Raw genomic sequence first — 18,896 nt, 5'->3', positions numbered from 1 at the left:
CGGCAGGCCAGAGGGGGCGCTGTCCCGCCAGCGCATCAAATGGTCATGGCTCGCCACTCGGTCGCAACTCTTGGGTCTTCAATGTCGGGTGCCAGGCTGGCGATCCTTCGCGCCCCCCTCTGTCCTGCCGGACATCTCCCCACAAGGGGGAGATTGGCAGCTTCACCAACCATTTGGACTATCGTCACGATTGCGGCACTATAACAGTGCATAAACGCTGTGTAGGCTGGGGAGAATTGACCGTTTGAAGGAAGCGAAGATCCAGAAGCCGGAACGTCAGCAGCGCCTGTTCGGCCTGTCGACACCGCTGCGGGCCGCCGTCATCCCGCCGCTGTCGGCGGCGCGCTGGCTGTTGGTGCTGATCGTCGCCGCCGGCGTTTATTTCTTCCACGGGTTCCTGTTTCCCGTGCTGGCAGCCCTCGTCATTGCTTTTGCCAGCTGGCCGCTCTACCGCCGGCTGCTTGCCGGTGTCGGCGGTAACCGCACCGTCGCCGCGACGCTCGCCATCCTGTTCATCCTCGCCTTCCTGGTGGTGCCGATAGCGCTCGCCGGCACCTACGCCATCAACGAGGTCCGCGAATGGGTCGGCTGGGCGATCGAGACCAACAGGCACGGCGCGGTCACACCGCACTGGATCACCTCGCTGCCTGTCGTCGGCGAGTGGCTGAACGAACAGTGGATCGACAATTTCGGCCATCCCGGCGGCATCGGCGAGCTGATCCAGCTGGTCAGCGGCGCCAATATCGGCAGCATCTATCGCGGCGTGCTGGCTGCCGGCGGCAGCGCATTCGGCCTGTTGCTGACGCTGCTGTTCATGATGATCGCGCTGTTCTTCGCCTACCGCGACGGCGAACACTTTGCCAGCCAGATCGACCGGCTCGGCGAACGCATCCTGCCGACACGCTGGGAGCGGATTTCGCGCGTGGTTCCGGCGACCATTTCCTCGACCGTTACCGGAATGACCGTGATCGCCATCGGCGAGGGGCTGGTGCTGGGCATCGCCTACTGGCTGGCCGGGGTGCCCTCGCCGGTGACGCTCGGCGCGCTCACCGGCGTGATGGCGCTGATCCCCGGTGGCGCGCCGCTGTCGTTTACGCTGGTATCGATCTACCTCGCCGCCAGCGGCTCGCCGATGGCGGGTCTGGCGCTGTTCATCTGGGGCGCGGTGGAACTGTTCATCGTCGACAAGACCTTGCGCCCGAAGCTGGTCGGCGGACCGATCAAATTGCCCTTCCTGCCCACCTTTTTCGGCCTGATCGGCGGCGTCAAGACGATGGGCTTTCTCGGCCTGTTCATCGGCCCCGTGCTGATGGCGCTGCTGGTGGCGATATGGCGCGAATGGCTGCGCGAGGTGGAACTGGCCGAAGACACCGTTCCCGACGCGGCGGCCGAGCTCGAAGGCGGGCCGCCGCAGATCGAGATTGTCGCCGGCCCGGCGAAGAAAAGTCAGGCTGGGTAAGCGACGGCGAGCGCTGCCCGGCGCTTGCGCCCTTCATGCAACTGCCACAGGGAATGGGCAACCAGCGTGACGATCAGGATCACGCCGCCGATCAAGCTGTTGCGCGACGGCGTCTCGGCAAAGATCATCCATATCCAGACCGGCGCCAGAACCGTTTCCAGGAGATAGAACATCGCCACTTCCGGGCCTGAAATGTATTTCGGCCCGTTGGCGAGGCAGAAGAAGGCGAACGGCATGATGACGGCGCCGTTGAAAACGATCCACCATGGCGCCTCCACCTGAAAACCGGTCTTGGAGACCATGAGCGCCGCCAGCCCGAACGGCAGCAGGACGCCGGTCAGCGCGGTGAATCCCATATCCCTGCCGCTGGCGCGTGAAACGGTGATGGCGCAGGCAATCGCCAAGGCCGAACACAGCGCCATCACATCGCCGAACAGATTTCCCGTGCCGACGGAATCGCCGACGATGATCGCGATGCCGACGATCATCAGCGCCATTGCCGCAAGCGTCAGCGGCTGCGGTCGCTCCTTCAGGAACAGCCACGACAGCAGCGCCGAGAACATGGTGGAGAAGGCCAGGATGAAAACCAGATTGGCGGTCGAGGTGTTGTAGACGGCGGTGATGAAGGCGATTGCGCCGAGCCCGTAGAGTGTGGCGACCACGAGCCCCGACCAGCCGGGTATCAGCTGCGGAGCATTCTTGCTGAACGAGCGCCAGATGGCCCATACGATCAGCCCCGCCACGAAGGTGCAGCCGGTGCGCAGCAAAAGGATCGTCCAGGCTTCGCCATGGGCGAGCCGGATCAGGGGAATGTCGATGGTCAGCGCCAGCCCGCCAAGCGCGGTGAGCAGAAGTCCTTTGGTGTGGGCATTGTGAGAGGACATGCAACGGCTTTCGCGATGATTTGAGCAGATGCCGGTCGGCGCAATCGCCCCGCCAACGGTCGGAAAGACCAGCATCGTCTCGGCTGAAAATGTTTAGATCAGGATCTGGTAAGAAGAAAAATCAGCGCGTGACCGCTTCGTGGGCGTAGCGTTCCCAGCCCTTCGGGCCGAGATGCTCCTGCGGCATGAAGCGCATTTTATAGTTCATCTTGCGCGAGCCGTTGACCCAGTAGCCGAGATAGACATGGGGCAAGCCCATGGCCCGGGCGCGGGCGATATGGTCGAGGATCATGAAGGTGCCGAGCGAACGGTCCTCGAACTCGGGATTGAAGTAGGAATAGACCATCGACAGGCCATCGGCCATCTTGTCGGTCAGCGCCACGGCGATCAGCTCGCCCTGGCCCTTGCCGGTGATGAATGTGTCGGGGCCGCGGCGCCGGTATTCGATCACCTTGGTGTCGACATGGGTATCCTCGACCATCATGGCGTAGTCGAGCACCGTCATGTCGGACATGCCGCCGCGGCGATGGCGAGCGTCGAGATAGCCGCGAAACAGCGAATACTGCTCGGTCGACGGCTGCGCGTCGTGCATGGCGCCGATCAGATCGGAATTGCGCTGGATCACCCGCTTCATGTTGCGGCTGGCGGTGAACTCCTGCGCCAGGATACGCACCGAGACGCAGGCGCGGCAGGTCTCGCAGGCGGGACGGTAAGCGATGTTCTGCGAGCGCCGGAAACCGCCTTGCGTCAACAGATCGTTCATCTCCGGCGCCTTGTCGCCGACCAGATGCGTGAACACCTTGCGTTCGAACTGGCCCTCGAGATACGGGCACGGCGATGGCGCGGTCAGGAAGAACTGCGGCGACTGGGTCGGATGGTGCGTCATCGAACCTTGGGAACACTCCTGCGAATCGCTCTACCTTTGGCTTGGCTGGCGAAAAATTCAACAGGATTGTGAAGGCGGGGTTGAACGGACCCCTTCACATTTGCGCACAAATGCCTGTTGGCGTCGGTTGGACGCCGGTTCAACGGTCGCTGCGGCTGACGACGGTGCCAAGCAGCAGGTCGTGCAGTGTGCGCTTGCGATCGGAAAACAGCGTCACCAGGAGGACGAGCGGCGTCAGGATGACCGTGCTCGCCCAGAACAGCACCGAATGGACAACGGCGGTGAGGCCGTCGATACGGCTGCCGTCGAGACGATCGAGCCGAATGCCCATCATCTTCATGCCTGATGTGGCCTGGTTGCGACCGCCCAGCGTGTTCCAGATGTAGAGAATGGCGACCGCCGGCACGAGGATGGAATACAGCGCCCAGCCAAGACCGAATGTCAAAAGGCCAAGCACGGCCACCAGGATCGCGAACGGAATGGTGAGCAGCGCCACGATGCAATAGTCGATGATGAAGGCCAGGATGCGCCGCGTGCGCACACCGTCATAGGCCCTGACGTCGTCGAGCCTGCTGGTGATGATTTCGCCGTCAAGTACGCGCGCGTTCATGTCATGTCCTCGTAACAGGCGCCACGCTAGGGTGCGCCGCCACTGAAATGGTGAAGACCGCGGGCGGAATCAAGATCGGTTCGTCCATCGGTCCGGGTCGGCAGTGTGGCGCGGTTGAGCCGATTGAATTTGGTGGACGGATGGCGTTAGCTTGCTGCGGCGCAACAAGACGCCGAGGGGACGGGGTTACATGGATTACGACATGCTGGTCATCGGCAGCGGCCCTTCCGGGCGCCGCGCCGCGGTGCAATCGGCAAAGCTCGGCAAATCGGTGCTGGTGGTCGACAGGGGCCGGCGCCTCGGCGGCGTCTCGGTGCACACCGGCACCATCCCGTCGAAGACGCTGCGCGAGACGGTGCTGAACCTGTCCGGCTGGCGCGAGCGGGGCTTTTACGGCCGCGGCTACCGGGTCAAGCAGGACATCTCCATCGCCGACCTGGTCGAGCGGCTGCACAAGACGCTCGACCACGAGGTCGAGGTGCTGCAGCACCAGTTTATGCGCAACGCCGTCAAAAGCGTCCGCGCCATGGCGAAATTCGTCGGCCCAAACAAGGTCAGCCTGACGGCAGACAATGGCGACTACTCGGAGGTTGGTTTCACCAATGCGCTGATCGCGGTCGGCACCAGGCCGCACCGGCCGCGCGACGTGCCTTTCGACAAGATCCGCGTCTTCGACAGCGATGAGATGCTGGAACTCGACCATCTGCCGCGCACGCTGACGGTGATCGGCGCCGGCGTCATCGGCGTTGAATATGCGACGATCTTTTCGGCGCTCGACGTGCCGGTGACGCTGGTGGAGCCGCGCAACACCATCCTCGATTTCGTCGACCGCGAGATCGTCGACGACTTCATCCACCAGATGCGCGACCGCGGCATGACCATTCGCCTCGGCAGTACGGTCAAGGAAATCGTCTCAAAACCCGACTATGCCGAAGTGACGCTCGCCGATGGCCGCACCATCCGCTCCGAGATCGTGCTTTACGCCGCCGGCCGCAGCGGCAATCTCGGCAGCCTCGGCCTCGACGTGGTCGGCATCGAGGCCGATTCCCGGGGCCGCATCAAGGTCGATCCGCAGACCTTCCAGACCAGTGCGCCCAACATCTATGCCACCGGCGACGTCATCGGTTTCCCCAGCCTTGCCTCGACATCGATGGAGCAAGGCAGGGTGGCCGCCTGCCACGCCTTCGGCGTGCAACTGCCACCGCCGCCGGAAACCTTCCCCTATGGCATCTACGCCGTGCCGGAAATCTCCACCGTTGGTCAGTCGGAGGAGCAGGTGCGCGAGAGCGGCGCTGCTTATGAAGTCGGTCTGGCGCGGTTCCGCGAAACCTCGCGCGGCCACATCATGGGCGTCAACTCCGGCTTTCTGAAGCTGCTGTTCTCGGTCGAAACGCGCCGCCTGCTCGGCGCCCACATCGTCGGCGAAGGCGCCACCGAACTGATCCATATCGGCCAGGCGGTGATCAACCTCGGCGGCACGGTTGATTTCTTCGTCAACAACACCTTCAACTATCCGACGCTGGCCGAAGCCTACAAGATCGCCGGGCTCGATGCTTGGAACCGGATGGGACAGGGCTAGGCGACGAGCATCTGCTCAGCTGTTCCGCCGGGCGCCGATGCGGTCTACCAAGGTCTCCTAGCCTGCCTGGCGTGCGGCCAATGCTGGTCCCGCAAGCCACTGCCGGACGATGGCGGCATCCGGGTCGCCGATTTCGTGACCTGAAGGCACGATGCGCGCATCGACCTCGGCGCCATGTTTGTTGAGCAGCGTCACCAGTGGCGGCGCAAACGGCCCGTAGGTCTCATCGGCGGCACCGGCGACAATCAGGACGCGCGTTCCGGTCAGATTGGTTGCCGGCGCATCGTCAAGCACGGGCATTGCTCTCAGCAACGCCGCTTTTCGGACGAGGCCGGAGTTGAGCAGCATCAGGCTGGAAACCAGATTGGCGCCGTTGGAATAGCCGAGGAAAGTCGCCCGGGCGAGGTCGAGCCCGTGGCGCTTTGCGGCCTCGCTTGCGAAGGCGGCAAAGTACGATGTTTCGGCACGGATGCTCGCCTGTTCGAAACTGGTCGGCGTGATCCGCTCGAACCAGCGGAAGCCGTCTTCTTGGCGGATGCGGCCACGCACCGCGACCAGCGTGGCGTTAGGGGCGATCTGCCTCGCAGTCGGGACCATCGTCGTTTCGTCGACACCCGATCCGTGCAGTAAAAACAGGCTCTCGCCGCCGGCATTCTCCGGCTTGAGGAGGCGGTAGGGAAAGGCCAGATCCTGGTGCAGAAAGGCGTTCTCGTCGCTATATCGATGCACGCTCATATCTCGTTGTTTTCACGGAGACATTGGTCCTTTGCCAGCTTCAAAACGGAATATTTTCACGCTCCGCCAAATGTGATTGCAACAGGCTCATTTCAGACCGTTTCTGCGCCGATATGCTCCCTGCGGGAGGAATCGAAGCGGTGTGCGCCGATGGTCGCATCCCGGCATGAACAACGCGAGCACCCTTGCTCTCCTTTGAGGCCTTTTGTCGATGACCCTGCCAGTTCCGCCCGATCGCGCCCCGCGTATCGCCGATCGCGACACGCGCATTGACGTGTTCCGTGCGCTCGCACTCCTGACCATCTATATCGACCACGTGCCGGGCACCGTCTTCGAAACGCTGACCTACAAGAATTTCGGATTCTCGGACGCGGCGGAAGCCTTCGTGCTGATTTCCGGCATGTCGGTCGCACTCGCCTATGGCAACAAGTTCCAGCCGGGCGGCCGGCTGCTGGCGATGTTGAAGATGTGGCGCCGGGCCGGCGTGCTTTACAGTGCCCACATCGTCACCACCATGGTTGTGATGGCGTTGTTCTGCGCCGCGGCGGTGTACGGCCGGCGGCCGGAACTGCTCAAGCTGATCAACATCGAGCCGCTGATGAAGAACACGCCGGAGGTCATGATCGGCATTGTCACGCTCGGCCACCAGCTTGGCTACAACAACATTTTGCCGGTCTATGCGGCGCTGCTGTTGATGGCGCCGCTTTTCCTGCTCTTCGTCAGCTACCGGCCGCTCCCGGCGCTGGTCTTTTCCGGCGCGCTGTGGCTTGCCGCCGGCCTCTGGCAGATCGCGCCGCCGAACTATCCCGAGCCCGGCTTCTGGTTCCTCAACCCGCTGTCCTGGCAATTCCTGTTCAACATCGGCCTTGCCGGCATGCTGCATGTCAGGCGCGGCGGCACAATTCCCGTCAATCGTTGGCTGGTGGGCGCCGCGGCGGCCTATGTCGCGGCAGCGGCGGTCTGGGTGCACAGCCCGCTCTGGGGCGAGATAACGTGGTTTAACCTGCCCGTGGTGATCGGCGGCTTCGACAAGACGTTCCTGTCGCTGCCGCGGCTCCTGCACATATTGGCGGTGAGCTATCTGATCGTCGCCCTGCCGGCTTTCTCGAACCTGTTCCGTCTCAGCCCGGATCATCCGCTAGCGCTGCTCGGCAAGCGCTCCTTGCCGGTGTTCCTCGCCGGCACGCTGATCGCCATGGCGGCGCAGGTGATGAAGCTGATCAATCCGGGCGGCTTTGCATATGACGCCTTGCTGATTTCGGCCGGCATCGCCATGCAATTCGTGCTCGCCTTCTATCTTGAGTGGCTGTCCGGCATCGGCTCGAGCAAAAAGCCGGTTCGCAAAGAAGCGCCAGCCGTTCACCAGACCTTCGGCATGCCCGCGATGCCAAGGCTAAGCCGATGATCCCACATCAGCCGCCTGGCTAGCAGGCGAGGGGCCGGACGACCCCCGCACCACGAGATCGACCGGCAGCAATTGCCGGTGCTGCGAGCCGTCATTTTCGAGGATCGCCTTGACGGCCAGGCGTCCCATCTCGGCGATCGGCTGGGCGACGGTGGTTAGTGGCGGCTCGGAGTCGGCGCCTTCCGGCACGCCGTCGAAGCCGACGATGGACACATCGCCCGGCACGGCAATGTTACGCTCGCGCAGCCAGTCGAGCGCATGCAGCGCAATCTTGTCCGACATGGCCAGGATTGCCGTCGGCGTCTGCGGCAGCGCGAAAATATGATCGAGGCCGGCCCGCACGCTCGCCTCGTCATTGAGGGTTTCGTAGATTGGCACTTGCGAGACGTCGATGCCGAAGCGGGAGAGCTCGCCGAAATAGCCACGCAGACGGTCGCGTGTGCCCGAGTAGAGGGATGTCGTCTCGACTTGCTCCTGCGTGACGGGACCAAAGCCAGCGTCGGCAGATTCCAGGGCGAGTACGGCAAAGCTGCGATGGCCGAACTCGGCCAGATGGCGCGCCGCCAGACCCGCGCCGGCGACGTTGTCGACGCCGATCGCAGCGACCGCCTCATTTTCCGAATCGAGATCAAGCGCCACGAAAGGCAGTTTGCGTTCGCGCGCCAGTTCGACCAGCCGCGACCCACCCTCGATGCAGAACACGATGAAGCCGTCGACCAGGGCGCTCTGGATGTTCCAGGCGAGCTGCTCGCTGTTGGCGGCCGAGACCAGCGAAATTCCGGCGCCGGTGGCGTCGCAGGCCTGCGAAATGCTGGCCATCATGACGCGGGCAAAGGGATCGTCGAAGAAATAGGACAATGGTTCTGCCGTTGCCACGCCGATGGCGTTGACCTTGCCGGCGCGCAGCAGCCGGCCCTTGGGATCCGGGCCGGCATAGCCCATCGCTTCCGCCGCCGCCTTGACCCGCTCGCGGACCTCTTCGCGCACGATTTCCGGGCGAGCGAACACGTTGGACGCGGTACCGTGCGAGACCCCGGCCGCCTTGGCGATGTCGGCAAGCCGCACTGGTCTCGTCTTGCCGGAGGTCAATGCCGTCATTTTCGTCTCCTGAACCGGAGCCTGTTTAGCACTTTCGTTGGATCGGTTCAAATTTTCCCTTGATCGGACGGCGGAGAGGGTCTATATTTGAATCGATCCAAGGGATTCATCAAGTACAACTTGGATCGATTCAAGAGGACGGTGCCATGCATCCCGTGAATTATCTGTTCGAAGACATCTACGGCAATGATTGGGGCATAGTCTCCGACGCCGCCACCCGCAGGCGCCGCGACAAGGTCGGGCCGTGGAGGCGTGACCTGCAATACCTTGTGAAACGCAAGCGCAGCTGATCGGCCAGACATTTTCGTGCCAGCTGATTGGATCGATTCAAGTTCTTGAAGAGGAACGACCATGCATCCCGTGAAGCATCTGTTCGAAGACATTTATCGCAATTACTGGGGTATCTCGCCTGCCACGGAGCAGCCGCAACGGCGGCGGCCGACCAAGCCTGCCAAGCGCAACCGCGACCTGCTGCCGGAAAGCCGGCAGGATTAAATCTGCGATATTTGATGGGGCAGGGTTCTTGCCCCGTCAGGACCGTTGCCGCACGAGCGCCGAGGCCGCGATCACCAGCCAGCCCGCGATGAGCAAGGTGCCGCCGATCGGCGCCGACATCGGGAACAGCCGCGATCCCACGAAATCCCGTGCCAGCAGATCGCCGCAGAACAGAACAAGCCCGACGAGCAGCACCAGGCTGCCGATCCGCAAGATCCGGCTTGCGCCGGCGAGGCCGACGGCCAAAAACACCGGCGCATGCATGATCAGGAAGGATGCCGCCGTGCCGACGAAGGCGCCGCCGAGATGCGCTGATGCCGCCGACAGCGCCACGCCCGCCGCGCCGGCGAGGCCGCCGGCGAAAACGAGGATGCGCGCGCTGTTTGCTGGTGCTGACTCGGCTATGCTCATGTCTCGGGCTCCGTGATTGACGATAGGCGGCGCGACCTGTCTGTCAGGATTTTTCCGATATCGCCAGCATGTCGCGCGTGCGGCGCGCCTGGGCCAGCCAATTATACGCGGCACCGCCCGCCATCAGCACCGACGTGCCGAGAAACACCGCGCGCATGCCGAAATGGCCGCCGACGAAGCCGCCCAGCAGCGGCCCCGCGACCTGGCCGACATATTGCGCCGAGATTGCCAGGCCCAGCACATTGCCGCCGACCCCATCGGGAACATTGTGGCGGATGACGCTGGTGATGCAGGGCAACAGCCCGCCCAGCACCAGACCCATAAGGAACCGCAGCCCGACCAACTGCCAGCTCTCGGTGACGAAGGCCTGCGGTATCAACAGCAGCGCCGAGACGGCCAGCGATGCGACGATGACGTTCCAGTGGCCGATGCGGTCGGCGAGCTTACCCAGCCGTGACGCCGACAGGATGGCGCCCAGCGCCGCCGCCGACATGACGACACCGGAGACCAGCGTCACCCGGCTTGCGTCCGCGACCAGTTGCTGGACGTAGACGGTGATGATCGGCTCGATCGACATGTTGGCGAAGGTGAACAGCATGCCGGTTGCCAGCATCGCCACGACAGGGCGTTTGTCGGGGATCTGCGCCCAACCGCCCTTTGGTTTCTCCTTGGGTTGTGCCTGCATTGGCGGGCGAGGCATCTCCTTGATCAGGAACGTCGTCGCCAGCGCCGCCAGGAAAATGACGCCGCCCGCGATGAGGAAGGTGGCGCGAATACCGATCAATGGCGGCAGCGCGCCGCCAAGCAACGGGCCGACCAGGGAGCCTGCGGTGATGCCGGCCGACAGCACGCCGAGCGCCCAGCCGGAGCGCTTCTTCGGCGTCTGCATGGCGACAAGGATCGTCGAGCCTGAGGAATAACCGCCGGCAAAGCCGATCAGCAGGCGCAAAAGCACCAATTGCCAGACGGTCTGCACCATGCCGGTCAGCGACATGCAGATCGCCATGCCGAAACTGGCGCGCACCAGCATCACCTTGCGGCCGTAGCGGTCGCCGAGCCGCCCCCACAGCGGTGCGACAAGGGCGGCGGCAAGGAAGGTGGCGCCGAAGGCGATGCCGGACCATTGCACGATCGCCGCGTGGCCCACGGCGCCCAGCTGTTCGACATAGAGCGGCAGGAACGGCAGCAACAGCGTCATCGCCACAAGCGTGCTGAACGATCCGGCAAAGCACACGAGCAGGTTGCGCCGCCAATGAATGTTGTAGGTGGAAGGCGCTTCGGCGGCCTGCGCTGCACTGTCCTGCGGCATGTCCTATCCTGTCCGCTTGCTGCGGATACCATTTTGGGATACCAACTTGGTACCTCATGGACGCAAAGCCCGGCTGCTGTCAATCAGGCGCTCTCAATGTGATCGGCAAGACCAACGGGCAAGGCCGATCGCCAGCAATGGAAGCAACTATGTCGCAGATGCAGATCGTCGAAAAAGCGCTTCGCGAGATGATCCTTGGCCTTGAGGTCGGTCCTGGCGAGCGGCTGACGGAGCGCTGGATCGAGAGCCGCTTCGGCGCCTCGCGCACGCCGGTCAGGGCAGCCCTGCTGCGGCTGGAGACGGAAGGGCTGATCTGCCGCGACGGGCGCGGCTGGACCGTGTCGCCGATCAACCTTGCCGAACTGGAACAGATCGCGGTGTACCGCGAAGCGGTCGAGGTCGCGGCGGTCAGGCTGACTTCGGCGCTGGCCGACAGGAGCGCAGCCGATGTCATCGAGGCGATGCTGGACTCCTGCGACACTGCCACGCCGCGCGAGGAATGGCACCGCGTCGGCATGGATTTCCATATCGAACTGGCGCGGCTCTCCGGCAACGAGTTCCTATTTCGGGCCGTGCGCGATGCCATGACGCGGCTGTCGCGGGCGCGCTGGCTGGAGGTGCGCGACGAGGCGGCTCTTGGCCGCGCCTGGAGCGAGCATCACGCCATTCTGGCAGCGGTGCGGGCCGGCGATGCCGATGCGGCGGCGGCGCGACTTTCCGCCCATATAGCCGGCAGCCGCGCCCGCCTGGTGACGTCGTTGCACAATGACCGGCGCGGCCTACGCGCCAGGGGTTTTGCCGTCGTCGCCGCTTGATACTGGTCACGAAAACGAAAGAACGCCGTCGCGATCCGCTTTCGGCCTCGCTTCGCGGACGCCGATGGCGTAAGAGGCGGCCATGGAAAACAACCGATTTGAAACACCCGTGACCGTTAAGTCGGGCACGGAGGGAAGCACTCAGCTCTTGCGTACGGTGCGCGAGGCTTCCGATTACCTGCTCAACAGCTGGCCCGGCAAGCGCAGCCCCAAGCACCGCGAAGCGCTGCAGGCCTGCCATGACGCGCTGGCCGGCGACAAGCCGGCGATGATTGCAAGACGCGCCTTCATCGCCGCCGCGCGCGAGGTGAACGTCTTCGTCAGCGACAAGGCCCCGGCCTGATCACATCGGCCTGATCACACCGGCATTTTGCCAGGATCCGGCCCGTTTCGCGGGCCGGTGATCCTGTCTTGCCTATTTTTCTGTCTCGGTGTCGGTTTTGGAACTTGCCTCGTTCTCAGGCTCGGCGCGCTCCTTGGCCGCGACCTTGGCGGCGAGCTTCTCCGCCTTCTTGGCGGCCTTCTGCCGGTCGCGCTCTTTGCGTTCCTGACCGTAATTCGGTGGTCGAGCCATATCGTTTCCTTTCGCTGTGCCTGATCCTGCCTAGAAGCATTGGCCGGCAAACACAACAGCGCCGCGAGGGCAGATGCCAGCGGTTCTGGACTTGCGTGATGGCGAACACAATGGTTTAGAAAAGGCTGCGGGACAGTTGCTGGAGCCGCCGCCGACCGATTTCGAATCAAAACGACCGATGGCCACGCTTCAAAGAAACGCACAGAAGCTGATCTACTATGCGCGCAACGCCATGCGCGACATCGCGCCGCCGGTTCTTTTCCGGCGCCGGCTCGGCCGGCTGCTCGATCAGGCCAGGCTTTCCGACGCATCGGTCCGCCAGCGGCTCAATTACTACAACACGCTGCGGGAGCCTTTTAGCCCCAGCCCCGAGGCCGTGCCGGTCAGCCGGCTGCCGTCGGACCGCAGCATGTACTATTACGATCTGAAGGAGTTCACCCGTTATTTCGACCCAGATCTGCGCATCGACCTGGAATTCGGCGACGTCATCGAAGTGCCGAAGATGCCGTCGATCGTCAAGGACCGGCCGATAGCGGGCGACAACGGCAACGGCGTCCTGTTCAAGCTGAACAAGTTCCGTCATTTCTACATGCCGGCCGACGATGTCGCCTTCGCCGACAAGCATCCGCTCGTCGTTTGGCGCGGCGAACTCAACAATCCGATCCGCACCTTGTTGCTGGATGCAGCCCGCAATCTGCCGTTCTGCGATGTCGGCACGCCGAGGGCGACAGCACTTGCGGAATACCGCAAGCCCTATCTCAGCATCGATCAGCAGCGCCGCTACCGCTACATCATCTCGCTCGAAGGCAATGATGTCGCGACCAATCTGAAATGGATCATGAGCTCGAACTCGCTCTGCCTGATGCCGCCGCCGACTTACGAGACCTGGTTCGCCGAGGGGCAACTCGAGCCCGATGTCCATTATGTGCCGCTGGCGCCCGACTTCAGCGATCTGGCCGAGCGGGTGCATCATCTCGAGCAGCATCCGGCCGAGGCCCAGCGCATCGTTGCGGCGGCCAACGCCTATTGCCGCAAATTCGCCGACGAGCGGGCCGAGCAGGCGATCTGCCTGCTCGTGCTCTACAAATATTTCGTGCTCAGCGGCCAGATCGAGCCCGATCCGCAGGTCTGGCGGTTTATCGCGGGCTAGCCGCTTCCGGCGCCCTTAAGTCAGATAACGCTGCGGTCCATAACCAGATCGGCCGGGCCGAAGCGGTCCTTCGCCGTAAACTGCTGGTGCCAGTAGGGATAGAGCACCGGCGGCCGGCTGACGGCATCGAGGCGCTGGCGTTCATCAAAGGACAGCGTCAGGCTTGCCGCGGCGAGATTGTCTTTCAACTGGGCCTCGTTGCGTGCGCCAATCACCAGCGAACTGACGGCCGGCCGGCCAAGCAGCCAGGCCAGCGCCACCTGGGCCGCCGAGACGCCGCGAGTGGCGCCGATGTCGACCAGCACGTCGACGATCCGCCACAGCCGGTCCTCGTCGCGGATCGGTGGTTCCGACCAGCCGCCGATCTGGCGCGCCGTCGGACTGTCGCGGCGGTATTTTCCCGACATCAGGCCGCCGGCGAGCGGGCTCCACACCAGCACGCCAAGGCCCTGGTCGACCGAGATCGGCAAGAGCTCATACTCGGCCTCGCGTGCTTCCAGCGTGTAGTGGATCTGCTGGGTGACGAAGCGCGGCTGGTGCTGGCTGTCGCTGATGCCGAGCGCCTTCATGACCTGCCAGCCGGAATAGTTGGAGCAGCCGACATAGCGGATCTTGCCCTGGGCAACCAGCGTGTCGAGCGCGGCGATGGTTTCCTCGAGCGGCGTCGCGCCATCCCATTCGTGCAGGAAATAGATGTCGATGACATCTGTCCTGAGGCGCTTCAGGCTCTTCTCGCATTCGCGGATCAGATGATGGCGCGACAGGCCCTCGTCATTGGGGCCCTTGCCGATCCGCATGCGCGCCTTGGAGGCGATCAGCACGTCGTTCTTGCGCTTGCCGCCGAGCGCCTCGCCGATGATCTCTTCCGACAATCCGTTCGAATAGACATTGGCGGTGTCGATGAGATTGATGCCGGCATCGATGCAAGTGTCGATGATGCGCGAGGCCTCCGCGAGATCGGAATTGCCGACGGCAGCGAACGGCCCGCTGCCGCCGAAGGTCATGGTTCCCAAGGTCAGCGTCGAAACTTTCAAGCCGGAACGGCCAAGCGTGCGGTATTCCATGTCAGATCCTCGTAGTTTTGGTGGGGAGGTGGTTTTAGCAGGAAAGGGCGGGGAAGCCCGAACGGGTCCGCCATTTGTAGGACAATTTGAGCGGCTTGTCGCCATGCCACGGCGATGGATCAGCCATGCCTCGCCGATTTGCAGCGATGATCGGCTGGCTGGCGGGTTGCAATAAAACCGTCATTGCCGGCCTATATCAAGTCGGCTCAGGGTTTCATGTCAGCCGGCAAGCGGAGCAGTGGAAATGACCGAGTTGAAGCAGAATTCTCCGGCCAGGGATTGGCTGGAAGCCGAACTCGCCGACATGCTCGACGAGGACTATGAGCTTGAAATGTCGGAGCCGGCGCTGTCGCTGGAGATCTCCAAGATCTACAAGAACGCGCATCCGCCGTCGATCGACCGCATGCAGTATTTCCGCGACCTGATCGGCTTGCAGTCGGAACTAATCAAGCTGCAGTCCTGGGTCGCCTACCACAAGAAGAAGCTGGTGGTGGTTTTCGAAGGACGCGATTCCGCCGGCAAGGGCGGCGTCATCAAGCGCATCACCCAGCGCCTCAACCCGCGCATCTGCCGCGTCGTGGCGCTGCCGGCGCCGACCGAGCGCGAAAAATCGCAGTGGTATTTCCAGCGCTACGTGCCGCATCTGCCGGCCGGCGGCGAGATCGTGCTGTTCGACCGCTCCTGGTACAACCGCTCCGGCGTCGAGCGGGTGATGGGCTTTGCCGAACCCGATCAGGTCGAAGAGTTCTTCCGCGACGTGCCGGAGTTCGAGCGCATGCTGGTCCGCTCCGGCGTCACGCTGGTCAAATACTGGTTCTCGATCACCGACGAGGAACAGCAGATGCGCTTCATGATGCGCATCCACGACCCGATGAAGCAGTGGAAGCTGTCGCCGATGGACCTGCAGTCGCGCGTGCGCTGGGAGCAGTACACCAAGGCCAAGGAAGAGACGTTTGCCCGCACCAACATCCCAGAGGCACCGTGGTACATCGTCGAAGGCAACGACAAGAAGCGGGCGCGGCTGAACTGCATCGACCATCTCCTCAAACAGCTGCCCTATGAGGACGTGCCGCACGAAGAAATCACGCTGCCCGAGCGGGTGTTCAACCCGGAGTACGAGCGCCAGGTCCTGCCGCGCGAGCTTTACGTGCCGGAGAAGTATTGAGCACTTTTCCTTCTCCCCGTTTCACGGGGAGAAGGTGCCGGAAGGGCGGATGAGGGGCAGCTCCGGCGACGAATTCACAGCCGTCGGACGCTGCTAACCTCCAAAGCAGCGCTGCCCCTCATTGCCTGCCGGGCATTTCTCCCCGTAGAACGGGGAGAAAGAAGCCTGCGCCTATCACTTCGCCACTACACCCGCTTGATCGTCACATGCGTGGCGAGCGCTGTCGCCACCTGCTCGGTGCACTGGTAACCCAGCTTCAGCATATCCAGCCCGGCAAACAGGCTCTCGCCCCTCCCGAGCAACACTGGCGACACCGCCAGATGCAACTCGTCGATGAGCTTCTCTTGCAGATATTGCCGGATGGTGGAAACGCCGCCGCCGACGCGGACATCCTTGCCGCCGGCCGCGGCCTTTGCTTGTTCGAGCGCGGCGTGGATGCCGCCGGTGACGAAGTGGAAAACGGTGCCGCCTTCCATCGCAATGGGGTCGCGCTTGTGATGGGTCAGCACGAAGGTCGGCACATGATAGGGCGGGTTGTCGCCCCACCAGCCTTTCCAGCTCTCGTCCGGCCATTCGCCGCGGATTGGGCCGAACATGTTGCGGCCGAGGATCCAGGCGCCGACATTGTGGAAGCTGCCGATGGTGAACCGGTCGTCCACATCGGTGGTGCCGCCATCCTTGCCGACCATCTCGTGGAAGGTGCGGGTGCCGGTCATCCATTTGTGCAGATCTTCGCCACCAACGCCGAGCGGATTTTGCAGGTCCTGGTCAGGACCGGCGCCGAAACCGTCGAGCGACAGGGTGAAGGCATTGACGCGCAGTTTGGACATGGAAGACTCCCTTTGGTGACCAGTTGCGATTTGCAATCAGTATCCAAACCGATTGCATATCGCAAGTAGTTTTTAGAGGCAAGCCGATCTGTGGAATGCGCAGGGACCTCAAGCCGCCACGCGCTTCGGCATCACCGCAAACGGGCTGAGCCCAAGCCAGATCTGCATCTTGCCGGCGACGTCGAGATCGCCGGTCAGGCTGATCTTGTCGCGTTCCTTATGAACTGTCGTCAGCCCCATCCAGATCGAGGTCATGGTGCACAGATCGGTCGAGACGTAGAGATCGACGTCGAAGCCCGGATCGTACCAGCAAAGATCGACCTCGCCCTGCTTTTCGACGATCAGCCACCACGATCGTTTTGACGCCGGCAGGTCATGGTACAGGAATTGTATCACGGTGCGCCCGTCCGGCAGCGGGCTGGGGTTCAGATTGCGCCGCATGTCCCACATCAGCAGCGACGGATCGAGGTTTTTGAGCGACAGCCTGGCCTCGACCCATTTCTGGCCCCAAAACCCCATCGCCTCGACAACCGGGCGCAAATCCCGGCCCGCCTCGGTCAGCCGGTATTCGAACACGCCCTTCTCGGTCGCGATCTCGGTCCGCTCGACGATGCCGCCGGCCTCGAGGTCCTTGAGCCGTTGCGACAGAAGGGTTGGCGACATTTTCGGCACGCCGCGGCGCAAATCGTTGAAGCGGGTCGATCCCGCCACCAGTTCGCGCAGCAGCACCATGGTCCAGCGTGTGCAGAGCAGCTCGGCGGCCATGGAGAGCGGGCAGAATTGCTTGTAACCGGCTTGTGTCATGTGGTGAGCTCCAAAAGATGTTGCCGGACCTTATTCAGAAAACCTGAGTTCAGCCAGTACAGAAGCTGTACTGGCACCCCCGGTACAGTTCTGTGACTGGAGCGGTCCGGCGCCGCCATGCGAGGCAGCGGTCACGTCACCGGGCAGTCCGGTGCCGATCCATGAGGAGTTGGACAATGACCGCTTACGTGATCGCAGACATCAAGGTGAAGGACGACAAATGGGTGCCGGCCTATGCCGCTTCGGTGCATGACCTCGTCCACAAGCATGGCGGCAAGTATCTCGCCCGCAGCGGCAATGTGAAGACGCTGGAGGGCAAGCCGCTCGACACCAGCCTGATCGCCATCATGGCGTTTCCGTCGGCAAAGGCAGCCGAAGCCTTCACCAACGATCCGCAATACGCTCCGTTTGTGGCGGAGCGCCGGAAGGGCAGCGACAGCCGCTTCCAACTGATCGACGATACCGATCTCGCCGGAACGATTCCTTATTTGCCAAAGGCGTGAGGAAAAGCCGGAACCCGGAGCATCCAGGTTCCGGCTATCCCTTCAGCATTTGCGCCACTTCCGGCGCGAAGTAAGTCAGGATGCCGTCGCAGCCGGCGCGCTTGAAGGCGAGCAGGCTCTCCAGCATTGCCTTTTCGCCGTCGATCCAGCCATTGGCGGCCGCCGCCTTGATCATCGAATATTCGCCTGACACCTGGTAGGCGAAGGTCGGCATCTGGAACTCGTCCTTCAGCCGGCGGATGATGTCGAGATAGGGCAGGCCGGGCTTGACCATCAGCATGTCGGCGCCCTCGGCGATATCCTGCTCGGCCTCGCGCACCGCTTCGTCGGAATTGGCGTGGTCGAGATAGTAGGTCTTCTTGTCGCCCTTGAGCAGGCCGGCGGTGCCGACCGCCTCGCGGTAGGGGCCGTAGAAGGCGGAGGCGAATTTCGTCGCATAGGACATGATCGCCACATCCGAAAAACCGTTGGCGTCGAGTGCGTCGCGGATGGCGCCGATGCGGCCGTCCATCATGTCGGACGGCGCGATGATGTCGGCGCCGGCCGCTGCCTGGATGACGGCCGCGGCGGTCACCTGTTCCACTGTCTCGTCATTGACGATGATGCCGTCGCGCAAGATGCCGTCATGGCCGTGCGAGGTGAACGGATCGAGCGCGGCATCGGTGATGATGCCGATCTCGGGCACCGCGTCCTTGATGGCGCGGGTGGCGCGGTTGATGATGTTTTCCGGGTCGAGGATGTGCGATCCCGTTTGGTCGCGCAGGCTGAGTTCAACATTGGGGAAGGTGGCGATCGCCGGAATGCCGAGCTTAGCGGCCCGCTCGGCCTCCTTGACGGCGAGGTCCAGCGACAGGCGGAAGACGCCGGGCATGGCGGCGATCGGCTCGCGCGTGTTCTTGCCGTCGATGACGAAGATCGGCCAGATCAGATCGTTCACCGTAAGCCTGTTTTCCTGCACCAGGCGGCGCGACCAGTCGGCCTTGCGCATGCGCCGCAAGCGGCGGCTGCCGGTGATCTCGTCGACGCTGCGCGCACCGGCGGGCTTTGCCGGCGCGAATTTGTTGCTCGTCGCGGGGGTGAATTTGTTCATCGCAAAAACTCCGGGTCGGGGCGGCTTTTA

General features: G+C 63.2%; 22 protein-coding genes. 10 read left to right on the top strand and 12 right to left on the bottom strand.

Annotation, left to right across the window (positions count from 1 at the left end):
- The first annotated feature begins 244 nt into the window (after positions 1-244).
- Positions 245-1,459 (top strand): AI-2E family transporter, encoded by a 1,215-nt coding sequence (locus NL532_RS21745; RefSeq protein ID WP_023727506.1) that lies wholly within the window; start codon positions 245-247, stop codon positions 1,457-1,459.
- Here NL532_RS21745 and NL532_RS21740 read toward each other — a convergent pair.
- The 3 genes from NL532_RS21740 to NL532_RS21730 form a co-directional block, all read right to left on the bottom strand.
- A complete protein-coding gene (locus NL532_RS21740) occupies positions 1,447-2,343 on the bottom strand; it encodes a DMT family transporter (RefSeq protein ID WP_023829426.1) in 897 nt (298 codons plus the stop codon). The two genes, NL532_RS21745 and NL532_RS21740, sit on opposite strands and share 13 nt — an antisense overlap.
- A 121-nt stretch (positions 2,344-2,464) precedes the next feature.
- On the bottom strand, positions 2,465-3,229 hold the full coding sequence (locus NL532_RS21735) for an arginyltransferase (protein WP_023829427.1): 765 nt from the start codon (positions 3,227-3,229) through the stop codon (positions 2,465-2,467).
- Positions 3,230-3,368: 139 nt separating this feature from the next.
- Complete coding sequence (locus NL532_RS21730; protein ID WP_023673020.1) at positions 3,369-3,839, bottom strand: RDD family protein; 471 nt, start codon at positions 3,837-3,839, stop codon at positions 3,369-3,371.
- A 190-nt stretch (positions 3,840-4,029) separates the two neighbouring features.
- Between NL532_RS21730 and sthA the strand changes: the two genes are divergently transcribed.
- On the top strand, positions 4,030-5,418 hold the full coding sequence (gene sthA / locus NL532_RS21725) for a Si-specific NAD(P)(+) transhydrogenase (RefSeq protein WP_023682415.1): 1,389 nt from the start codon (positions 4,030-4,032) through the stop codon (positions 5,416-5,418).
- A gap of 57 nt (positions 5,419-5,475) precedes the next feature.
- Here the strand turns inward: sthA and NL532_RS21720 are convergent, their stop codons facing one another.
- Entirely contained in the window at positions 5,476-6,147 is a 672-nt protein-coding gene (locus NL532_RS21720) for an alpha/beta hydrolase (protein WP_245270327.1), read from the bottom strand.
- Between the two features lie 217 nt (positions 6,148-6,364).
- Between NL532_RS21720 and NL532_RS21715 the strand changes: the two genes are divergently transcribed.
- Positions 6,365-7,558, top strand: a complete 1,194-nt coding sequence (locus tag NL532_RS21715) for an OpgC family protein (protein ID WP_023826083.1) — start codon at positions 6,365-6,367, stop codon at positions 7,556-7,558.
- On the opposite strand, the gene NL532_RS21710 is transcribed toward NL532_RS21715, so the two are convergent.
- A complete protein-coding gene (locus NL532_RS21710) occupies positions 7,547-8,656 on the bottom strand; it encodes a LacI family DNA-binding transcriptional regulator (protein WP_023743624.1) in 1,110 nt (369 codons plus the stop codon). The genes NL532_RS21715 and NL532_RS21710 overlap by 12 nt on opposite strands.
- A gap of 146 nt (positions 8,657-8,802) precedes the next feature.
- Between NL532_RS21710 and NL532_RS21705 the strand changes: the two genes are divergently transcribed.
- On the top strand, positions 8,803-8,946 hold the full coding sequence (locus NL532_RS21705) for a hypothetical protein (protein ID WP_023673015.1): 144 nt from the start codon (positions 8,803-8,805) through the stop codon (positions 8,944-8,946).
- A 61-nt stretch (positions 8,947-9,007) separates the two neighbouring features.
- On the top strand, positions 9,008-9,151 hold the full coding sequence (locus NL532_RS21700; RefSeq protein WP_023697463.1) for a hypothetical protein: 144 nt from the start codon (positions 9,008-9,010) through the stop codon (positions 9,149-9,151).
- A gap of 36 nt (positions 9,152-9,187) precedes the next feature.
- On the opposite strand, the gene NL532_RS21695 is transcribed toward NL532_RS21700, so the two are convergent.
- Both NL532_RS21695 and NL532_RS21690 read right to left on the bottom strand, forming a co-directional pair.
- A complete protein-coding gene (locus NL532_RS21695) occupies positions 9,188-9,562 on the bottom strand; it encodes a DUF423 domain-containing protein (RefSeq protein WP_023826081.1) in 375 nt (124 codons plus the stop codon).
- A 43-nt stretch (positions 9,563-9,605) separates the two neighbouring features.
- Positions 9,606-10,871 carry a multidrug efflux MFS transporter gene (locus NL532_RS21690; RefSeq protein WP_023682410.1) on the bottom strand — a complete coding sequence of 422 codons (1,266 nt, stop codon included), beginning with the start codon at positions 10,869-10,871 and terminating at the stop codon, positions 9,606-9,608.
- Between the two features lie 149 nt (positions 10,872-11,020).
- On the opposite strand from NL532_RS21690, the gene NL532_RS21685 reads away from it, so the two are divergent.
- Entirely contained in the window at positions 11,021-11,686 is a 666-nt protein-coding gene (locus NL532_RS21685; RefSeq protein WP_023689520.1) for a GntR family transcriptional regulator, read from the top strand.
- Between the two features lie 82 nt (positions 11,687-11,768).
- Positions 11,769-12,029, top strand: coding sequence for a DUF982 domain-containing protein (locus NL532_RS21680; protein ID WP_023682408.1), 261 nt, complete (start codon positions 11,769-11,771; stop codon positions 12,027-12,029).
- Positions 12,030-12,101: 72 nt separating this feature from the next.
- Here NL532_RS21680 and NL532_RS21675 read toward each other — a convergent pair whose 3' ends face one another.
- Positions 12,102-12,260 carry a hypothetical protein gene (locus NL532_RS21675; protein ID WP_023673009.1) on the bottom strand — a complete coding sequence of 53 codons (159 nt, stop codon included), beginning with the start codon at positions 12,258-12,260 and terminating at the stop codon, positions 12,102-12,104.
- A gap of 178 nt (positions 12,261-12,438) precedes the next feature.
- On the opposite strand from NL532_RS21675, the gene NL532_RS21670 reads away from it, so the two are divergent.
- Positions 12,439-13,410, top strand: a complete 972-nt coding sequence (locus NL532_RS21670) for a glycosyl transferase family 90 (RefSeq protein ID WP_023682407.1) — start codon at positions 12,439-12,441, stop codon at positions 13,408-13,410.
- Between the two features lie 20 nt (positions 13,411-13,430).
- On the opposite strand, the gene NL532_RS21665 is transcribed toward NL532_RS21670, so the two are convergent.
- The gene (locus NL532_RS21665; RefSeq protein ID WP_023715391.1) at positions 13,431-14,474 is read right to left on the bottom strand and encodes an aldo/keto reductase; all 1,044 of its coding nucleotides are present in this window, start codon (positions 14,472-14,474) and stop codon (positions 13,431-13,433) included.
- A gap of 244 nt (positions 14,475-14,718) precedes the next feature.
- On the opposite strand from NL532_RS21665, the gene ppk2 reads away from it, so the two are divergent.
- Positions 14,719-15,639, top strand: coding sequence for a polyphosphate kinase 2 (gene ppk2 / locus NL532_RS21660; RefSeq protein ID WP_023682405.1), 921 nt, complete (start codon positions 14,719-14,721; stop codon positions 15,637-15,639).
- A gap of 185 nt (positions 15,640-15,824) precedes the next feature.
- Here ppk2 and NL532_RS21655 read toward each other — a convergent pair whose 3' ends face one another.
- Together NL532_RS21655 and NL532_RS21650 are read right to left on the bottom strand one after the other, a co-directional pair.
- Positions 15,825-16,469, bottom strand: coding sequence for a dihydrofolate reductase family protein (locus tag NL532_RS21655; RefSeq protein ID WP_023682404.1), 645 nt, complete (start codon positions 16,467-16,469; stop codon positions 15,825-15,827).
- A 108-nt stretch (positions 16,470-16,577) separates the two neighbouring features.
- The gene (locus tag NL532_RS21650; RefSeq protein WP_023682403.1) at positions 16,578-17,273 is read right to left on the bottom strand and encodes a winged helix-turn-helix transcriptional regulator; all 696 of its coding nucleotides are present in this window, start codon (positions 17,271-17,273) and stop codon (positions 16,578-16,580) included.
- 176 nt (positions 17,274-17,449) lie between these two features.
- On the opposite strand from NL532_RS21650, the gene NL532_RS21645 reads away from it, so the two are divergent.
- Entirely contained in the window at positions 17,450-17,776 is a 327-nt protein-coding gene (locus tag NL532_RS21645) for a DUF1330 domain-containing protein (RefSeq protein ID WP_023673003.1), read from the top strand.
- 34 nt (positions 17,777-17,810) lie between these two features.
- Here NL532_RS21645 and hemB read toward each other — a convergent pair whose 3' ends face one another.
- Positions 17,811-18,866 (bottom strand): porphobilinogen synthase, encoded by a 1,056-nt coding sequence (hemB, locus tag NL532_RS21640; RefSeq protein ID WP_023826080.1) that lies wholly within the window; start codon positions 18,864-18,866, stop codon positions 17,811-17,813.
- Positions 18,867-18,896: the final 30 nt, after the last annotated feature.

It is taken from the genome of Mesorhizobium sp. C120A (assembly GCF_030323105.1).
Taxonomy (GTDB): domain Bacteria; phylum Pseudomonadota; class Alphaproteobacteria; order Rhizobiales; family Rhizobiaceae; genus Mesorhizobium.
Note: the sequence above shows the minus strand (reverse complement) of the source record. Positions and strands in the feature narration are given on the sequence as shown.

Coding starts and splice junctions, on each gene's coding strand:
- NL532_RS21740 (WP_023829426.1), bottom strand. CDS start 2,343: ATGTCCTCTCACAATGCCCACACCAAAGGACTTCTGCTCACCGCGCTT.
- NL532_RS21735 (WP_023829427.1), bottom strand. CDS start 3,229: ATGACGCACCATCCGACCCAGTCGCCGCAGTTCTTCCTGACCGCGCCA.
- NL532_RS21730 (WP_023673020.1), bottom strand. CDS start 3,839: ATGAACGCGCGCGTACTTGACGGCGAAATCATCACCAGCAGGCTCGAC.
- sthA (WP_023682415.1), top strand. CDS start 4,030: ATGGATTACGACATGCTGGTCATCGGCAGCGGCCCTTCCGGGCGCCGC.
- NL532_RS21715 (WP_023826083.1), top strand. CDS start 6,365: ATGACCCTGCCAGTTCCGCCCGATCGCGCCCCGCGTATCGCCGATCGC.
- NL532_RS21710 (WP_023743624.1), bottom strand. CDS start 8,656: ATGACGGCATTGACCTCCGGCAAGACGAGACCAGTGCGGCTTGCCGAC.
- NL532_RS21705 (WP_023673015.1), top strand. CDS start 8,803: ATGCATCCCGTGAATTATCTGTTCGAAGACATCTACGGCAATGATTGG.
- NL532_RS21700 (WP_023697463.1), top strand. CDS start 9,008: ATGCATCCCGTGAAGCATCTGTTCGAAGACATTTATCGCAATTACTGG.
- NL532_RS21695 (WP_023826081.1), bottom strand. CDS start 9,562: ATGAGCATAGCCGAGTCAGCACCAGCAAACAGCGCGCGCATCCTCGTT.
- NL532_RS21690 (WP_023682410.1), bottom strand. CDS start 10,871: ATGCCGCAGGACAGTGCAGCGCAGGCCGCCGAAGCGCCTTCCACCTAC.
- NL532_RS21685 (WP_023689520.1), top strand. CDS start 11,021: ATGTCGCAGATGCAGATCGTCGAAAAAGCGCTTCGCGAGATGATCCTT.
- NL532_RS21680 (WP_023682408.1), top strand. CDS start 11,769: ATGGAAAACAACCGATTTGAAACACCCGTGACCGTTAAGTCGGGCACG.
- NL532_RS21675 (WP_023673009.1), bottom strand. CDS start 12,260: ATGGCTCGACCACCGAATTACGGTCAGGAACGCAAAGAGCGCGACCGG.
- NL532_RS21670 (WP_023682407.1), top strand. CDS start 12,439: ATGGCCACGCTTCAAAGAAACGCACAGAAGCTGATCTACTATGCGCGC.
- NL532_RS21665 (WP_023715391.1), bottom strand. CDS start 14,474: ATGGAATACCGCACGCTTGGCCGTTCCGGCTTGAAAGTTTCGACGCTG.
- ppk2 (WP_023682405.1), top strand. CDS start 14,719: ATGACCGAGTTGAAGCAGAATTCTCCGGCCAGGGATTGGCTGGAAGCC.
- NL532_RS21655 (WP_023682404.1), bottom strand. CDS start 16,469: ATGTCCAAACTGCGCGTCAATGCCTTCACCCTGTCGCTCGACGGTTTC.
- NL532_RS21650 (WP_023682403.1), bottom strand. CDS start 17,273: ATGACACAAGCCGGTTACAAGCAATTCTGCCCGCTCTCCATGGCCGCC.
- NL532_RS21645 (WP_023673003.1), top strand. CDS start 17,450: ATGACCGCTTACGTGATCGCAGACATCAAGGTGAAGGACGACAAATGG.
- hemB (WP_023826080.1), bottom strand. CDS start 18,866: ATGAACAAATTCACCCCCGCGACGAGCAACAAATTCGCGCCGGCAAAG.